The sequence below is a fragment of the Schlesneria paludicola DSM 18645 genome, assembly GCF_000255655.1.
Lineage (GTDB): Bacteria > Planctomycetota > Planctomycetia > Planctomycetales > Planctomycetaceae > Schlesneria > Schlesneria paludicola.
The window spans coordinates 406,115-421,825 of sequence record NZ_JH636436.1; the positions used below are offsets into that span (position 1 = coordinate 406,115).

The 15,711-nt window shown below is 57.0% G+C and carries 12 protein-coding genes; all 12 read left to right on the forward strand.

All coding sequences use genetic code 11. The features are described 5' to 3' along the window. Positions 1–97: 97 nt before the first annotated feature. The 12 genes from OSO_RS0134855 to OSO_RS0134915 all read left to right on the forward strand — a co-directional run bounded on the left by OSO_RS0134855 (position 98) and on the right by OSO_RS0134915 (position 15,648). Positions 98–3,142 carry a TAT-variant-translocated molybdopterin oxidoreductase gene (locus OSO_RS0134855; protein ID WP_010587455.1) on the forward strand — a complete coding sequence of 1,015 codons (3,045 nt, stop codon included), beginning with the start codon at positions 98–100 and terminating at the stop codon, positions 3,140–3,142. Between the two features lie 69 nt (positions 3,143–3,211). Next, entirely contained in the window at positions 3,212–4,609 is a 1,398-nt protein-coding gene (gene nrfD / locus OSO_RS0134860) for an NrfD/PsrC family molybdoenzyme membrane anchor subunit (protein WP_010587456.1), read from the forward strand. 47 nt (positions 4,610–4,656) lie between these two features. Continuing rightward, positions 4,657–6,087, forward strand: a complete 1,431-nt coding sequence (locus OSO_RS46330; RefSeq protein WP_010587457.1) for a quinol:electron acceptor oxidoreductase subunit ActD — start codon at positions 4,657–4,659, stop codon at positions 6,085–6,087. A gap of 8 nt (positions 6,088–6,095) precedes the next feature. Beyond that, positions 6,096–7,331 (forward strand): hypothetical protein, encoded by a 1,236-nt coding sequence (locus OSO_RS0134870; RefSeq protein ID WP_010587458.1) that lies wholly within the window; start codon positions 6,096–6,098, stop codon positions 7,329–7,331. Positions 7,332–7,386: 55 nt separating this feature from the next. After that, complete coding sequence (locus tag OSO_RS0134875) at positions 7,387–7,707, forward strand: hypothetical protein (protein ID WP_237729382.1); 321 nt, start codon at positions 7,387–7,389, stop codon at positions 7,705–7,707. Beyond that, on the forward strand, positions 7,697–8,650 hold the full coding sequence (locus OSO_RS46335; RefSeq protein ID WP_157605887.1) for an SCO family protein: 954 nt from the start codon (positions 7,697–7,699) through the stop codon (positions 8,648–8,650). Before OSO_RS0134875 ends, OSO_RS46335 begins: the two co-directional genes overlap by 11 nt. A 58-nt stretch (positions 8,651–8,708) precedes the next feature. After that, complete coding sequence (gene coxB, locus OSO_RS0134885; protein WP_010587461.1) at positions 8,709–9,677, forward strand: cytochrome c oxidase subunit II; 969 nt, start codon at positions 8,709–8,711, stop codon at positions 9,675–9,677. A 14-nt stretch (positions 9,678–9,691) separates the two neighbouring features. Next, positions 9,692–11,410: a cytochrome c oxidase subunit I gene (locus tag OSO_RS0134890; protein WP_010587462.1), complete on the forward strand. Its 1,719-nt coding sequence runs from the start codon at positions 9,692–9,694 to the stop codon at positions 11,408–11,410. A 43-nt stretch (positions 11,411–11,453) separates the two neighbouring features. Beyond that, positions 11,454–12,275: a cytochrome c oxidase subunit 3 family protein gene (locus OSO_RS0134895; protein WP_010587463.1), complete on the forward strand. Its 822-nt coding sequence runs from the start codon at positions 11,454–11,456 to the stop codon at positions 12,273–12,275. A gap of 58 nt (positions 12,276–12,333) precedes the next feature. Beyond that, positions 12,334–12,774: a cytochrome C oxidase subunit IV family protein gene (locus OSO_RS0134900; protein ID WP_010587464.1), complete on the forward strand. Its 441-nt coding sequence runs from the start codon at positions 12,334–12,336 to the stop codon at positions 12,772–12,774. Between the two features lie 333 nt (positions 12,775–13,107). Continuing rightward, positions 13,108–14,019, forward strand: coding sequence for a 16S rRNA (cytosine(1402)-N(4))-methyltransferase RsmH (gene rsmH / locus OSO_RS0134905; RefSeq protein WP_010587465.1), 912 nt, complete (start codon positions 13,108–13,110; stop codon positions 14,017–14,019). 288 nt (positions 14,020–14,307) lie between these two features. Next, a complete protein-coding gene (locus OSO_RS0134915) occupies positions 14,308–15,648 on the forward strand; it encodes a LysM peptidoglycan-binding domain-containing protein (RefSeq protein ID WP_010587466.1) in 1,341 nt (446 codons plus the stop codon). Positions 15,649–15,711 lie beyond the last annotated feature (63 nt).

Genomic DNA, 15,711 nt, shown 5'->3' on the forward strand with positions numbered 1-15,711 from the left:
GACCGTCTCGCGAAATCTTCGAAGACGTCCAAATTGACGGCGTGAACGCCAAGCCAGCGACGAATATCGCAACCTAATAAGAAGCCTGTGATTTTTCATGACTGCACTTGTGAACGCTGACGAGAAGACCTACTGGCGAAGTCTGGGAGAACTGGCTGCAACGCCTGAGTTCACAGAGTTTCTGCATCGCGAGTTTCCCGTCGCCGCGTCAGAGTTTCCTCAATCGATGTCGCGTCGACGTTGGTTGCAGTTGATGGGCGCATCGCTGGCCATGGCGGGAATCAGCGGTTGCTGGCAGAAAGAAACGCTGGCTCCCTTTGCGGCGCGGCCCGAAAACCGCATTCCTGGCGTTCCCCAGCGATTTGCCACATCGCTCGAAATGTCCGGATATGCGCGTCCGGTCATCGTGACCGCCTACGACGGTCGTCCGATCAAGATCGAAGGTCATGTCGACCATCCCGCCAGCATGGGCGGGACGGATTCGTTCACGCAGGCGGCCTTGCTGCACTTGTACGATCCGGATCGCAGCCGCGATCCACAGCAGTACGAAGGCAGTGAATGGTTCACTCGGACCTGGGATGACTTTGTCGAGTACTCAAAGGGCGTAATGACCTCGGCCCGCGCAACGGGTGGCAAAGGTGTTCGCGTCATTGCGGAACACAGCTCATCACCCAGCCGATTGCGTCTGGCACAGCAGTTCGCGAAATTGCTGCCCGAAGCAAAGTGGTACGAACACGAGTCCGTGTCGCGCGTCAACGAGCGGCAAGGTGGCAAGCTGGCGTTCGGGCAGAATGTGCGGCCGATTTACGACCTGTCGAAGGCCGATGTGATCCTGGCTCTCGATTCGGATCTGTTCGATTTCCATCCGAACGCGGTCAGCCTGATCCGCAAGTGGTCGGAGCGTCGGGTTCCCGAAGCGGGTCCGATGAACCGCGTGTATGCGGTTGAAAGTCAATTCTCGACGCTTGGTGTCGCCGCGGATCACCGCCTGCCGATCCGGTCCTGTGACATTGCCCACTTCCTGGCGACACTGCAGGAGTCGATTACTGCTCAGGCAAGTGCTGAGAAGGCACCGGTCATCGATCACAGCCACGAAGAGGCGACCACGAAGTTCATTCGCGTCCTGGCGAGCGACCTGATTGCCCATCGCGGCAAGAGCGTGATCGTGGCGGGGCCATCTCAGTCGCCAGAAGTGATTGCGGCGATTTATCGACTCAATGCACAGCTCGGCAATCTCGGTGAAACGGTCACGTTCCTTGCCGAACCCGAATCGACTGCCGTCGACACAATTGATCCGCTGGCCACGCTGGCTGAAGAGATGGAACGTGGCGACGTCGAGACGTTGATCGTGCTGGGCGGTAACCCCGCGTACGAGTCCGCTTCGTTTGCGACCGCCATGGCCAAGGTGAAGCATCGCGTGCGACTTGGTGCCTATGTTGATGAAACCTCGCAGGCTTCGAACTGGCATTTGCCGCGTGCACATCAGATGGAAGTGTGGGGCGACGGCTATTCCTACGATGGCATCCTGACGATTCGTCAGCCGCTGATCGACCCGATCTTCTCCAGCCGCAGTGACGAGCAGTTGCTGGCATTGCTTAATACCGACGAGCAGCCCAGCACGGAAGCGATCACGCGTGCGACGCTGGAATCGATGCTCGCCACAGCCGGGCTCGAAGACAACTGGCGTACGCTGGTGCACGACGGTTTCCTGTCCGACAAGGGTTTGACGAAGGTCACACCGACCGTGGTCGCAACCGCCGGGACGGTGGCCGTTCCGCAGGCGAGTGCTGGGTTGGAAGTGGTCTTCTGTCCGAGCAACAGTACCTACGACGGTCGGTTCGCCAATAACGGCTGGTTGCAGGAGACGCCCGCTCCCCTGACGAAGATGACCTGGCAGAACGCCGCGATTATTGCTCCTGCGACGTCGAAAGAACTGAAGATCAATACGGGCGATGTCGTGCGAGTGACCGTCCGTGGAAAGAATCTCGATCTGCCTGCATACGTGCTTCCAGGACAAGCCAAGAATTCGATTGGTTTGGCGCTGGGGTATGGTCGTACCGCTGCCGGACACGTCGGTGGTGACACAGCCAAGAACATTGCTCCCGTCGGTGCGAACGTTTCGACGTTGCGAGCACGTTCGACGACAACGATCGATCGCGACGTGAAGCTGGTGACGACCGGAAAACACGTCACGCTGGCCATCACTCAGGATCACCACGCAATCGATAAGGTGGGGCTCTCGGAAATCGCCGGGCGAATTGGTGAACTGGTTCGCGAAGGAACCGAAAAGCAATTCGCCGATCATCCCGACTTCGCACAGCACGTCGTGCATCACCCACCGTTGGAATCGCTGTGGGAAGAGCGATCGGCCGAAGGTCATGCATGGGGCATGTCGATCGACCTCAGTCGCTGTATCGGCTGCAACGCCTGTATGGTTGCTTGTCAGTCGGAAAACAATGTCCCCATCGTCGGCCCCGAGCAAGTCTCGAAGGGTCGCGAAATGCACTGGATCCGTGTCGATCGCTACTTTGCAGGCGACATCGATTCGCCGCAGGTGGTGACACAGCCGGTGACCTGTCAGCACTGCGAGAACGCACCGTGTGAACAAGTTTGCCCGGTCGCTGCGACGGTGCACAGTCCCGAAGGGCTGAACGACATGGCGTACAACCGCTGTGTGGGAACGCGGTATTGTGCGAACAACTGCCCTTACAAAGTCCGACGCTTCAACTTCCTCGATTTCACCAGCCATCTCTCGAAGGCGAACGAAGAACTGTCGCGATTGATTATCAATCCGGAAGTGACGGTTCGTAGTCGCGGTGTGATGGAGAAATGCACGTTCTGCGTGCAGCGGATCCAGACAGTCAAGATCCAGGCCAAGAACGAGCAACGTCCGATTGTCGATGGTGCGATTCAGACCGCTTGTCAGCAGGCGTGTCCCGCCGGTGCCATCCAGTTCGGCGATCTGATGGACAAGCAAAGTCAGGTTTCGAAGGCGCACGCGAATCCGCGGGCGTACGCAATGCTGGCTGAACTGAACGTCAAACCACGAACGAAATACCTGGCCCGAATCCGTAATCCGCACCCCGAACTTAGCGATGGGCACTCGACGGATCACGGAGATGCTCACGGTCATACAAGTTGATTTGCGCGACGAACGTGCTGATGCCGTTTTCAATGTCCGACACGAATACCGAAGCGACCTAGAAAAGTTATGGCGACTGTCACACTCGACGATCTGAACAACACCACCGAATTGCCAGGCACCCGTGCACCTCTCGTGCTCGGTGGTCTGGACAACACGGCGGTGACCGAACGTATCTGCCAAATCGCAGAATCCCCCAAGCCTCCGCTGGCGTGGTACATCGCCTTTGCGATTTCCAGTTCGCTCACGGTGATGTTGTTCGGGTTGATTGGCTATCTGGTCACGACCGGGGTCGGGGTGTGGGGTAACAATGCCCCGGTGTTCTGGGCATGGGACATTGTTAACTTTGTGTTCTGGGTTGGTATCGGCCACGCCGGAACGCTGATTTCCGCGATTTTGTTCCTGTTCCGCCAGCACTGGCGTACGAGTATCAATCGTTTCGCCGAGGCCATGACGATTTTCGCCGTAGTATGTGCGGGGATCTTCCCCAGCGTTCACGTCGGTCGTGTGTGGGTGATCTACTGGTTGTTGCCCGTGCCAAACCAACAAGCGCTTTGGCCGAACTTCCGCAGCCCACTGCTGTGGGACGTGTTCGCCGTTTCGACATATGCCACCGTTTCGTTGCTGTTCTGGTACATGGGGATGATCCCGGATATTGCGACGTTCCGCGATCGTGCTACTTCAAAGTGGCGACAAGTCCTGTACGGTGTCCTGTCACTCGGATGGACCGGATCGGCTCGTCAGTGGCACCGCTATGAAAAGGCCTATCTGTTGCTGGCTGCCTTGGCCACACCGCTCGTGCTTAGTGTGCATACCGTCGTGAGTTTCGACTTCGCCGTTTCTCAAGTGCCAGGCTGGCACACCACGATCTTCCCGCCGTACTTCGTTGCGGGGGCCGTGTTCAGCGGATTCGCGATGGTGGTGACACTGATGGTTCCTGCCCGGGCTTTCTTCGGGCTGCGAGACCTGGTCACGCTGCGTCACCTCGAGAACATGAACAAGATCATTCTCGTGACCGGCACAATGGTGGGATATGCGTATGCGATGGAGTTCTTCACTGCCTGGTATAGCGGCAATCGCTACGAACAGTTTGCGTTTATCAATCGTGCCTTTGGTCCTTACTGGTGGGCCTACTGGACGATGGTGACGTGTAACGTGATCAGCCCACAGTTGTTCTGGATCAAGAAGGTCCGCACGACGCCCTGGATGATGGTGATCGTCTGTGTTTTCGTGAACATCGGCATGTGGTTTGAACGGTTCGTGATCACAGTCACGTCACTCAGCCGCGATTTCCTGCCATCGAGCTGGGGTTACTACAAACCGACATTCGTCGACATCGGCATGTTCATCGGCAGCTTTGGTCTGTTCTTCACACTGTTCCTGCTGTTCTGCCGATTCCTGCCGATCGTGGCGATGGCCGAAGTCAAGACGGTGATTCCTGCGAACCATGCTGATCACGCCCATTGAAGAAGATCCTGCCTGTCACAGGGCTTGAGTGTTTGTGAGTTTTTTCCATGACGACCGCGACTGTTGCACCTGAGATTGAAAGTCCAAGCGGCGCCCCGGCTTCGGCCGAGATTGAGTCGCCGAAGCTGGCTGCCGTCATCGCTGAGTTTCCTTCAGCGGCGGCGGTGACTGAAGCCGCGCGGAAGATTCGCGCCGCGGGCGTGTCCGGTTGGGACGTTCACAGCCCGTTCCCCATTCACGGGATCGACGACGTCATCGGCATTCGCCCCACTCGATTGCCGTGGATCACGTTGTGCGCCGGTGCGACCGGGATCTGTGTGGCGCTGCTGATGCAGTGGTGGATGAATGCGGTCGACTATCCTTTCTGGATCAGCGGTAAGCCGTTTTTCGGTCTCCCGGCTGCGGTTCCCGTTGCGTTCGAATTGATGATTCTGTTCGCTGCGATCAGCACGCTGCTCAGCATGTTGTTGTTGAACGGTTTGCCTCGATTCTCGAATCCTCTGTTCTCGTCGGATCGATTCCTGCGAGCCACTAGCGATCGCTTTTTCATTTGCTTTGCCGCGTGTGATCCGACGTTCGATCGCGAAAAGGTTCAGAAGCTGCTGACCGAGTGTCATGCAACAGGTGTCGACGAGTGCTTTGCACCACCCGCTTCTGACAAGCAATGGCCGAGTGGGATTCGTGCCGGGTTGGCCGTGGTGTTTGTGCTCGCGTTGATTCCGCCCGTGCTGATCGCACAAAAGCGAGCAACGACGACGACGGAACCACGTTTCCACGCGGTTCCGGATATGGATTTCCAGCCGAAGTTTAAGCCACAGCGAGCGAGTACCTTGTTCGCGGACGGACGCGCCATGCGACCGCAGCCCGCTGGAACGATTGCTCGCGGTGATTTGCGTGCCGACAGTCGGTTGTACAAGGGCCTTGAAAGTCCCGAAGGGCAGCGTGCTCTGGCAGAGTCGCCTCGGACGCCGGGTTCACAAGCTGTGACCCGATTTGTTTCCGCCGATGCGTCGGAATCCAATCGTCTGGTTGCTCAAGCCGATCCCGCGGCAGCTCCCGCCGGTCCTGCTGATCCACTCGATTCACAGCCTTGGGTGAAGACCTTCCCCGTGCCGATGACTGCCAAGACCATGAAGCGTGGGCAGGAGCGATACAACATCTACTGTGCGGCCTGTCACGGTTTGGGCGGCGATGGGGACGGACTTGTCACACGTCGGGCACTTGAACTTGAACAAGGCACGTGGATCAAGCCGACGACGTTCCATTCTGACAACCTTCGTAACCAGCCGATCGGACGAGTGTTTCACTCGATCACGAACGGTGTCCGCAAAATGCCAAAATATGGAGATCTGATTCCTGTGGAAGATCGCTGGGCGATCGTGCTGTACGTGCGAGCGTTGCAGCAGTCGAGACATGCCGACGTGAAAGATGTTCCGTCGGACCTCGTTCCCCAATTGCGCGATCTGCCTAAGGAGTAATCGAACCCATGACGTCAAACACTGCCGAGATCGCCGACGTGTCGGCATCATTTTCCGAACAGAAGCTGACAGGCGCGGGCCTGCTGGCTCCCCAGGGTGCGTACTTGTTCGGCGCGCTGGGCATGACGGCTGCGCTCGTTCTGGGACTGTGTGCCGGGGACGGAATGCGTGAGTTCTGGCACAGCTACCTACTGGCTGTCTGCTTCTTTACCAGTCTGGCTTTGGGGGGATTGGTGTTCGTGGCACTGCAGCACCTGACGCGGTCAGGTTGGAGCGTCATCCTTCGCCGATTGGCCGAAATCTTCGCGATGTCGATTCAGGTCTGTGGACTGCTGTTCATTCCGATCGTGATTGCCGTGCTGTGTGGTTCCGGCTCGTTGTACATTTGGAACGATGCCGAGATTGCCAAAAGCGATCCTTTGATTCAAAGCAAGGTGCCCTACCTGAACGCTTCGTTCTTCGCGTTGCGCACCGTCTTCTACTTCGTGGTCTGGACCTTCATCGCCCGCAAGTTCTGGCAGTCATCGCTTGAACAGGATGGCAATGGGGATAAAGAGACGACGTTACGGCTGGAACGGTTTAGTGCACCGATGCTGCTGGTTTACGCGTTGACCGTCACGTTCGCGTCGATCGATTGGATCATGTCGCTTGATCCGCACTGGTTCAGTTCGATCTTCGGGATCTACTTCTTCAGCGGCAGTCTGATGGCCTTCCTGGCTGCGTTGACGCTGGTGATCAATCTGCTGCAGCAACGGTTCCAGTTGCTGCCGATGATCACGGCGGATCACCGCCACGACTTGGGCAAGCTGCTGTTTGGATTCATGTGTTTCTGGGCGTATATCGGGTTCTCGCAGTACCTGTTGATCTGGTATGCGAACGTTCCCGAAGAAACGGTTTGGTTCAAAGTTCGGCAGTCTGGTGGTTGGGGGGCGGTGTCGATCGCGCTCATGGCAGGGCACTTCGCTTTACCGTTCCTGGGCTTGATGCGCAAGTCAATGAAACGCGATCCGCAGATGCTAGCCGCCTGGGCGCTGGTTCTGCTCGTCATGCATTCGGTTGACTACTACTGGTTGATTTTCCCGACGCTCAATCCGTCAGGCCCGACGCTGCCGCTGCTGCCCATCTCGTGCTTGATGGGAGTGGGGGGCTTCTATGTTGCCGCCTGGTTGTCGATCGCTGGACAGCGTTCTCTCGTGCCGCTCAATGACCCGCGACTTCCGGAGTCGCTGGCTGTGCATAACTAACTGACCCTTCTTGAAGGACCCGGCCTTCGCTGGTTTGCTTTTCGACTGGAGTTGAATGATGGCTCGTTATGATGACCTCAATACACAGAACATTTCGGTCGTCGGTCTGTGCGGCGCAGTGGGAACGTTTGTGATCATCGTCGCACTGCAGGTGCTGTACTATAACTTCGAATCACAGGAAATGGCTCGCAAGGTTCTGAACGTACCGCAGGTGGGATCGGAATCGATCCTCAGCGAACAGCGGGCACGTTTGTCCTCGTATGGCTGGGTCGATCGCGAACAAATGATCGTTGCGGTCCCCATCGACGAAGCGATGTCACAGGTTCTGGCCCGCGAGCAGCAGGCCGTCGTGAGGAATTCTGCGAATGCCAACTAGTTGTCGCCCAATGCCGATGACCTTCGGCTGGCGGCTGGTTTGGATTCTCTCTGTGCTGGCCCTCGGCTTGGCCAGTTCGTGGTCGCAGAGGGTCTGCGCGGAAACGTATGACAATCAATTGCCGGCCGAATTGGCTGGCATGGGTGTCACGGAACATCTGTCGGAGCGGATTCCGCTTGAGGCCGAGTTTCGAGATGAGTCGGGAAAAGTGGTCAAGTTGGCGCAATATTTCGCCTCGGGCCGCCCGGTCATCTTGTCGTTTAACTATTCGAATTGTCCGATGCTTTGCAGCCTGCAACTTTCGGGGCTGGTCACAGGATTGAAAGAGGTCGAACTGACCTGCGGCAAGGATTACGAGTTCGTGTCGATCAGCATTGATCCTCACGAACAGCCGATGCGTGCGGCCCAGACGCGTCAGCGGTACTACCAGATGTATGGTCGGCAAGGTTCAGGCAACGGTTGGCATTTTCTGGTGGGATCGCAGAAGGCGATTACCGATTTGACCGAAGCGATCGGTGTGACGTACCGCTATTTGCCCGAGAAAAAAGAATATGTGCATCCTGCGGTTTGTGTGGCGATGACGCCTGAAGGACGTTTGTCGCGATATTTGTATGGCGTGACGTTCGATCCCCAGACCTTGCGGCTTGCCCTGGTGGAATCGAGTGCAGGAAAGATTGGAACGACGCTCGATCAAATCCTGTTGTTTTGTTTTCACTACGACAATACGGCAGGACGCTATTCGATGTCCGCACGTCGCTTGATGACGGTGGCGGGGCTCTTCACGACGGTCGTCCTGGCCAGCGTGTTGGGACGAATGTTCTGGAAAGAATCACGACTTCGGCGTCGTCTGAAGAATGACTTGCTGGGGCACCCTGTTGCCACGGGCGTCCTGCCGATGTTTGCCAAAGTGGACCAAGATCCTTCGCTGAAACCAGTGCGCTAACGACGCTGGTATGACTGATGTGCTTTCGCCGTTGAATTGAGGCTGCAGAAGAGACGCTATGAATTTCATGACCCTGGCCGCCGATGTCGCAACTGACGGGGGATCGTTCTGGTTCCCGGCGCCGAGTTCCACGATCGCCGGCGAAATCGACAGTCTGTTTAATTTCATTCTGTCGCTGTCCGCGTTCTTTTTCGTGTTGATCGTCGGGCTGATGCTGATCTTCGTGATCAAGTATCGCCGTCGTCCGGGGTACGTGCAGGGCTCGGCGCCCGACCATAACGACACCCTGGAAATCGTGTGGTCGGTCATTCCCGCCCTGCTGTCGGTCCTGATCTTTTACCGGGGATTCGTCGGTTATCTAGATGCCCGCACGCCGCCTGCCGAGACGTACGAAATCAAGGTTAATGCCAAGAAGTGGTCGTGGGCGTTCCAGTACCCCAATGGCTATATCGACAACGATCTGCACTTGCCGGTGAATCGCGCGATCAAGTTGACGATGACTTCGGAAGACGTGATCCACAGCCTGTTCATCCCTGCGTTCCGCACGAAGATGGACATCGTTCCCGGCCGGTATACGACGATGTGGTTCAATCCGACGCGTGAGGGCGAATTCCCACTGCTGTGCGCCGAGTACTGCGGCACGAAGCATTCCGACATGCTCGCCAACGTTGTCGTTCATCCCTCGGGTGAATTCGAACGCTGGCTGGAGCAGGCCTCGAACCTGCTGGCCACGTTGCCGCCCGTCGAAGCTGGAAAGATCCTGTACACACGGCGGGGCTGCGTGCAGTGCCACACTCTAGATGGAACCGCCAAGGTCGGCCCTTCGTTCAAGGCGTCATTCGGCACCAAGCAGTCGCTGGCGGACGGGACGTCCGTTGAGATTGAAGAGAACTATATCCGCGAATCGATCCTCGACCCATTGAAGAAGGTCCGCGCGGGATTCCGGCCTGTGATGCCGTCATACAAAGGCCAACTCAAAGATCCCGAAATCGACGCGATCATTGAATTCATCAAGAGTCTGAAGTGAAAGTGAGTATGAGTATGTCCACCGCACCAAATAAGACTGCTGTGTGCGAGTCATCCACTAGCGATCCGTCCGCGAACTATTTGAATTGTTCTCGCGGATTCTGGTCGTGGGCGGCGACCGTTGATCATAAACGTATTGCCGTGATGTACCTGATCTCGGTGCTGGGCGCCTTCCTGGTGGGTGGCGTCCTGGCGCTGGTGCTCCGCACGGAATTGTGGACGCCTGGCCGGACGATCATGGATCATGATACGTACAACCACACGTTCACCCTGCACGGCGCGGTGATGACGTTTCTGTTCATCATCCCCAGCATTCCCGCGGCACTCGGCAATTTTCTGTTGCCGATCATGATTGGCGCGAAAGACGTGGCGTTCCCACGAATGAACCTGGCAAGCTACTACTTGTGGCTGATCGGAGCCGTCTTCCTGCTGGCGGCAATTCTGCTCGGCGGACTGGATACGGGATGGACGTTCTATACACCGTACAGCACGACCACGAATTCCAGTGTGATCACGGCCAGTCTGGGGGTGTTCATCCTGGGGTTCAGTTCGATCTTTACGGGTTTGAACTTCATCGTGACGATGCACACGATGCGTCCAGCATGGATGAGCTGGTTCCGGCTGCCGCTGTTTCTGTGGGCGATCTATGCCACGTCGATCATTCAAGTTCTCGCGACCCCAGTGCTCGGCATTACGTTGATGCTCTTGATCGCCGAACGTGCTCTGGGAATCGGGATTTTCGATCCAAAGCTGGGTGGTGACCCGGTCCTGTTCCAGCACTTCTTCTGGTTTTATTCGCACCCGGCCGTGTACATCATGATTCTGCCGGCGATGGGGGTTGTCAGCGAGTTGATCGCTGTGTTCAGCCGCAAGGCGATCTTCGGTTACAAACTGATTGCGTACAGTAGTATCGCCATCGCTCTGTTGGGGTTCCTGGTCTGGGGACACCACATGTTTACGAGCGGTCAATCACGCATCTCGGCGATTATCTTCAGCGGACTGACATTCAGTGTTTCGATTCCATCGGCCATCAAGATTTTCAACTGGCTGGGGACGATGTACCGCGGTTCGATTCTGCTCGCGACGCCCATGTGCTATGCACTGAGCTTCATGTTCCTGTTTACGATCGGGGGATTGACGGGGTTGTTCCTGGGTGCCCTCGCGGTGGACGTGCATCTGCATGACACTTATTTCGTGGTGGCTCACTTCCATTACGTGATGATGGGGGGCACGCTGGTTGCCTTCCTGGGCGGTCTGTTCTACTGGTGGCCAAAGATGTTCGGGAAGATGTACAGCGAATTCTGGGGCCGCATCGGCTGCTTCGGTGTGTTCGCCGCGTTCAATCTGACGTTCTTTCCACAGTTCATCATGGGTGCCCGTGGGATGCCCCGTCGGTACTACAACTATCATCCGCAGTTCCAGTTCTATCACCAGATGTCGACCGTGGGGTCGTTCTTGCTGGGATTCTCACTGTGTATCGTGGCGGGCGTGCTGATTCATTCCTTGCTGCGAGGCAAGAAGGCGCCAGCGAATCCCTGGGGCGCATCCTCGCTGGAATGGCAAGCCGCTTCCCCGCCGACCATGCACAACTTCGATCACGCGACCGTCGAAGTCGATCCTTATGATTTCGATGCGCAGATTTATGATCCGGCTCTCGGCGGTTATCGATTGCGCGAAATCCCGCCTGTGAAGCGTTCCGTTCCTCATCATACTCCCGAACCCGCTGGCGTCTGAACCGTTCGTTTTCACGCCTTCCTTACGAGGTCCAAGAGCCGCAATGTCGACCGTACCTTTGCCCACGACCGCCGCTGATCCGACGATTCCCCTGCCGGTTTCGTCTGGACATCACCATGCCGCACATGGCTCGGGGGATTCACACGACCATCACGATCATCCCAAATTTCTGGCTCATCATTTCGAATCTGCTGAACAGCAATTCGATTCGGGCAAGCTGGGAATGTGGTTGTTTCTGGTCACGGAAATCATGTTCTTCAGCGGGCTGTTCTGTGCGTACGCCGTGTACCGGTCGGCTCACCCCGAGATCTTCGTGTATGCCCACAAATTTCTCGACACGAACCTGGGGGCGATCAACACGGTTGTGTTGCTGGTCAGCAGTCTGACGATGGCGCTGGCTGTTCGAGCCGCTCAGCTTGGACAACGAAGCGCGCTGATCATCAACCTGGTGTTGACGCTGGCCTGTGCCGGGGGCTTTCTGGGCATCAAGTACGTTGAGTATTCGCATAAGTGGCATTCCGGTCTGTTGTGGGCTCGTGATTTTCATCCGCATCTGGAACATGGCGATGGTGCACATGGTTCCGAGCATGCGGATTCGCACGCAGCGGGTGGACACGAACAGCCTGATCCCGCGTTGGCACCACGAAATGCCGGGATTTTCTTCAGCATCTACTTCTGCCTGACCGGGCTGCACGGAATTCATATTCTGGCCGGAATGGGGGCCATCATCTGGATTCTGGTTCGGTCGATTCGAGGTGACTTTACGCCCGAATACTATGGTCCAGTCGATTTCGTCGGCCTGTATTGGCACTTGGTCGACTTGGTGTGGATCTATCTGTTTCCGCTGCTGTACCTCATTCACTAATCGGATCGCGGTCGCTGCCGCTCTTGTCGTCTGACCCGTTTGATCTGGAATACGCCCGATGTCGCACACTCCTGCCGCCACTTCACCTGCTGCTGAACATCATCACGCCGAGCATCACTCGCACGCGATGCCGCTGAGCATTCTGATTCCGACGTTCGTCGCGTTGATCGTGCTGACGATTGTGACCGTCACGGCTTCGAAGCTGTCTTTGGGGGCGGCGGAAATCTGGGTCGCGATGGGAATCGCGACCGTCAAGGCGGCCCTGGTCGCGCTGTACTTCATGCACTTGCGGTACGACAAACCGTTCAATGCGATGCTGATTCTGTTTTCGCTCGTGTTCGCGGCGGTCTTCGTCGGCTTGGCGCTGGTGGATTCGCAGGCATATCAACCCGAGATCGGAGCCTACGATCTCCAAAATCCGCCAGTCGATGCGGCACCAGCCGCCGCTGAGCAACCAGCTGCTACGACCGCCCCAGCAGCAGACGCTGCGCATAAGTAACTTGATCCACCGAACAGTCGCACTGTCGCTGTTACAGTTCATCCATGCATACGCCTACGACATCGGACCACCATGTCGTAGGCGTATGCATTTCTCTGTGCCTCCCACGCTACCAATGTTCACCCGAAATACGCGAAACGTACATGTGGGTCCAGCGGGGGAGGGGGAGACACAGAGGCACGGAGACACAGAGAGAAGAGATACGTACCGTTCGCTGCCGGGATTGGTCTTCTCAGAAAATGGCTCCTGCAATATAAGCCGATGTTCGTGAAGTGACCCGAGTTTGGCTCGTGGTTTTGTCGCGCCATGTCCTTTTTTGTCATCGAATCCGTTATGGAGCCTCGTTCCCCCGGTCGTGATGCTACGGCAGTCCATGTCCCCGTTCTGTTGCGTGAAGTGCTGCAACAGCTCCGGCTGGAACCTGGATTGACCGTTGTGGACGGTACGGTCGGAGCGGGAGGACACAGTCGCGAAATGCTGAAAGTTGTTGGTCCATCTGGACGCCTGATTGGTCTCGACCGTGACCCCATGATGCTGGGGCATGCCGGGAAAGTCGTGTCCGGCCCCAACATGTTCCTGCGGCACTCAAGTTATGTGGAACTTCCGGCTGTGCTTCGTGAACTGGGAATGACTGGCGTCGATCGAATCCTGCTGGATCTGGGACTGTCCTCTGACCAGCTCTCGGACGTCTCACGAGGATTTGGTTTCTTGAGTGACGGACCCTTGGATCTGCGCTTCGATCCGTCATCGGGAAAGTCGGCTGCGGATGTGCTGGCCTACGCCTCGGCCGCGCAGTTGGAGGAAGTCTTCACAGAATTCGGTGAAGAGCCCCGCGCGAAGGCTCTTGCGGAATACCTGGTCAAACGTCGGACATCGGCGCCCATTCGTACGGGTGCCGATCTGACGCAAGCGGTGGCGGAATGTCCGGCGATTCGTAAGCAGGGGCACAGCGATAAGAATCCCGCGACGCGTATTTTTCAGGCATTGCGGATTGCCGTGAACCACGAACTGGAACATGTGGAACGCGGGATTTCGTCCAGCGCCTATGACTCGTTGAATCCTGGGGGTTTGTTGGCGGTGATTACTTTCCACTCGTTGGAAGATCGGTTGGTGAAGAATGAATTTCGGAATCAGGATCGATGGGTCAATCTGACGGCCAAGCCGATTGTCGCATCGCCCCAGGAACAGCGCTTCAACCCGCGGAGCCGCTCGGCGAAGTTGCGCGTGGCGCAGAAGAAAGTGTGACATCGCACAATATCTGCGCGAAGAAATTGAATGGTGTCGGTGATGGGAATGCTGATGGTGGGATTCGGTAAGCGAAAAAACGCACTGGCATCGCCAGTGGCACAAAGCGCAAAGAGCCGGTGATACACATAATAAGAAGAGAGTGATGCACGGGCGGAGAGTGAGCATGCGATCGCATGCGGCGACGTCTGGAATTCCTGCGATTGGGGCCAGCAGAATTCGGTGACGTGAGCGAACGGTAAATGAACTTGTCCTGGAATGATCAAGTCCCTTTGAGGAAGGAACCTCATGATGACACGCGAAGCCAAAGTCGGCCTGATGATGGTGGCTGTACTGGTCGGCGTGTTCGGCTTTCTCGTCTACAAGCGGATTCATCGTCCGATGGATTTGCGTGCTGACCAGAGAATTTTGAACGAGGAAACGTCGACCACGAATCAGGACGACTTTCCACCGCCGCGTGATGAAATTGCACTGCCCGATCATCAGCATCGTCCTTCGAAGACGTTGCGCGACGCGAAAGCGGTCGTGCGTAAGGTCGAAGAACTTGCGGAAGATGTCGTTGACGACGTTGAATCGTTCGCGCAGACGAAACCTCGCAAAGACAAGGCGAAGGCCGCGATCCCGAACGACTTCTCGGATGACACCGAGTTCGTGAAGCTCGAACCGCCACCGCGCGAGGAACATCATCGATCCGATTTCCGGGCTCGCAAGGTCGAGGCCAAGGCGGAACCGGAAGTGATCGAGGATGACAGTCCGTTTGACGATTCAGACGAAGAATCGCCCGCATCGAACATCATTCTGACTTCGTCCGAGGAGCCGCAGAGCGATCCGTTTGATTTACCCGCAGCAGAGGTCGAAGAACGTTCTGACAAGCCCGACGGTCAACTGCGTCACCGTCGGCAATTGCCTCCCGCGGATGAACCGTTTGAACAACCTGTGGAAACAGCACGGCAGGCTCGTCAGGTGGTCGAAGAGGACAGCGGGCTTGATACACCACCGCAACGTCCCTATGCCGATACCGATACGTTCGAATCGACGCCACGTGGCCGGCGCGAGGCGGCTCCACTTCGTTTGAGCGACGACGTGCCTCCTTCGCGTCCTGCTGGAAATACCGTGGCGACGGTGCATGGTCCCAAGTACACGATCCAGCCCAATGACAACTTCTGGATTATCTCGCGAAAGCGGTATGGGGCAGGGCGATACTATATGGCTCTGGCCGAACACAACCGCAACGTGATTCCTGATCCCAAGCGGATGATGCCTGGCGTTGTGATCTCGACGCCCGACGTCGAACATCTGGAACGCGAGCACGCGAGCATTATTCCAAAGCCGCCCGTCGCGGATGTGGTCGTTCCCGTCGCCGCCACGCGCGCACAAAAACTGGACGATGGACCGCCAGGATTTTTCGTCTCGCGCGAAGGACACCCGATGTACCGCGTGGGAGATAAGGACACCCTGACCGAAATCGCTAAGGTCCACCTGAACCGATCGACGCGTTGGGTCCAAATTCTGGAACTGAACCGCAATGTCCTCCGAGACGGAAATGAACTCAAGATTGGAACGGTTCTTCGCCTTCCCGCGGATGCAAGCCGAGTTCGAGTGGCGGACGCTCAACGCGACTTCCGATAAATCTCAGTGACGGCGTGTTTGGATTGGGAATGTGGCTCGGCGATTCACCGGTTTGTCGTGGCA

Bases quoted from the DNA above. Each gene is read 5' to 3' on its own strand.
- OSO_RS0134855 (WP_010587455.1), top strand. From the start codon at position 98: ATGACTGCACTTGTGAACGCTGACGAGAAGACCTACTGGCGAAGTCTG.
- nrfD (WP_010587456.1), top strand. From the start codon at position 3,212: ATGGCGACTGTCACACTCGACGATCTGAACAACACCACCGAATTGCCA.
- OSO_RS46330 (WP_010587457.1), top strand. From the start codon at position 4,657: ATGACGACCGCGACTGTTGCACCTGAGATTGAAAGTCCAAGCGGCGCC.
- OSO_RS0134870 (WP_010587458.1), top strand. From the start codon at position 6,096: ATGACGTCAAACACTGCCGAGATCGCCGACGTGTCGGCATCATTTTCC.
- OSO_RS0134875 (WP_237729382.1), top strand. From the start codon at position 7,387: ATGATGGCTCGTTATGATGACCTCAATACACAGAACATTTCGGTCGTC.
- OSO_RS46335 (WP_157605887.1), top strand. From the start codon at position 7,697: ATGCCAACTAGTTGTCGCCCAATGCCGATGACCTTCGGCTGGCGGCTG.
- coxB (WP_010587461.1), top strand. From the start codon at position 8,709: ATGAATTTCATGACCCTGGCCGCCGATGTCGCAACTGACGGGGGATCG.
- OSO_RS0134890 (WP_010587462.1), top strand. From the start codon at position 9,692: ATGTCCACCGCACCAAATAAGACTGCTGTGTGCGAGTCATCCACTAGC.
- OSO_RS0134895 (WP_010587463.1), top strand. From the start codon at position 11,454: ATGTCGACCGTACCTTTGCCCACGACCGCCGCTGATCCGACGATTCCC.
- OSO_RS0134900 (WP_010587464.1), top strand. From the start codon at position 12,334: ATGTCGCACACTCCTGCCGCCACTTCACCTGCTGCTGAACATCATCAC.
- rsmH (WP_010587465.1), top strand. From the start codon at position 13,108: ATGGAGCCTCGTTCCCCCGGTCGTGATGCTACGGCAGTCCATGTCCCC.
- OSO_RS0134915 (WP_010587466.1), top strand. From the start codon at position 14,308: ATGATGACACGCGAAGCCAAAGTCGGCCTGATGATGGTGGCTGTACTG.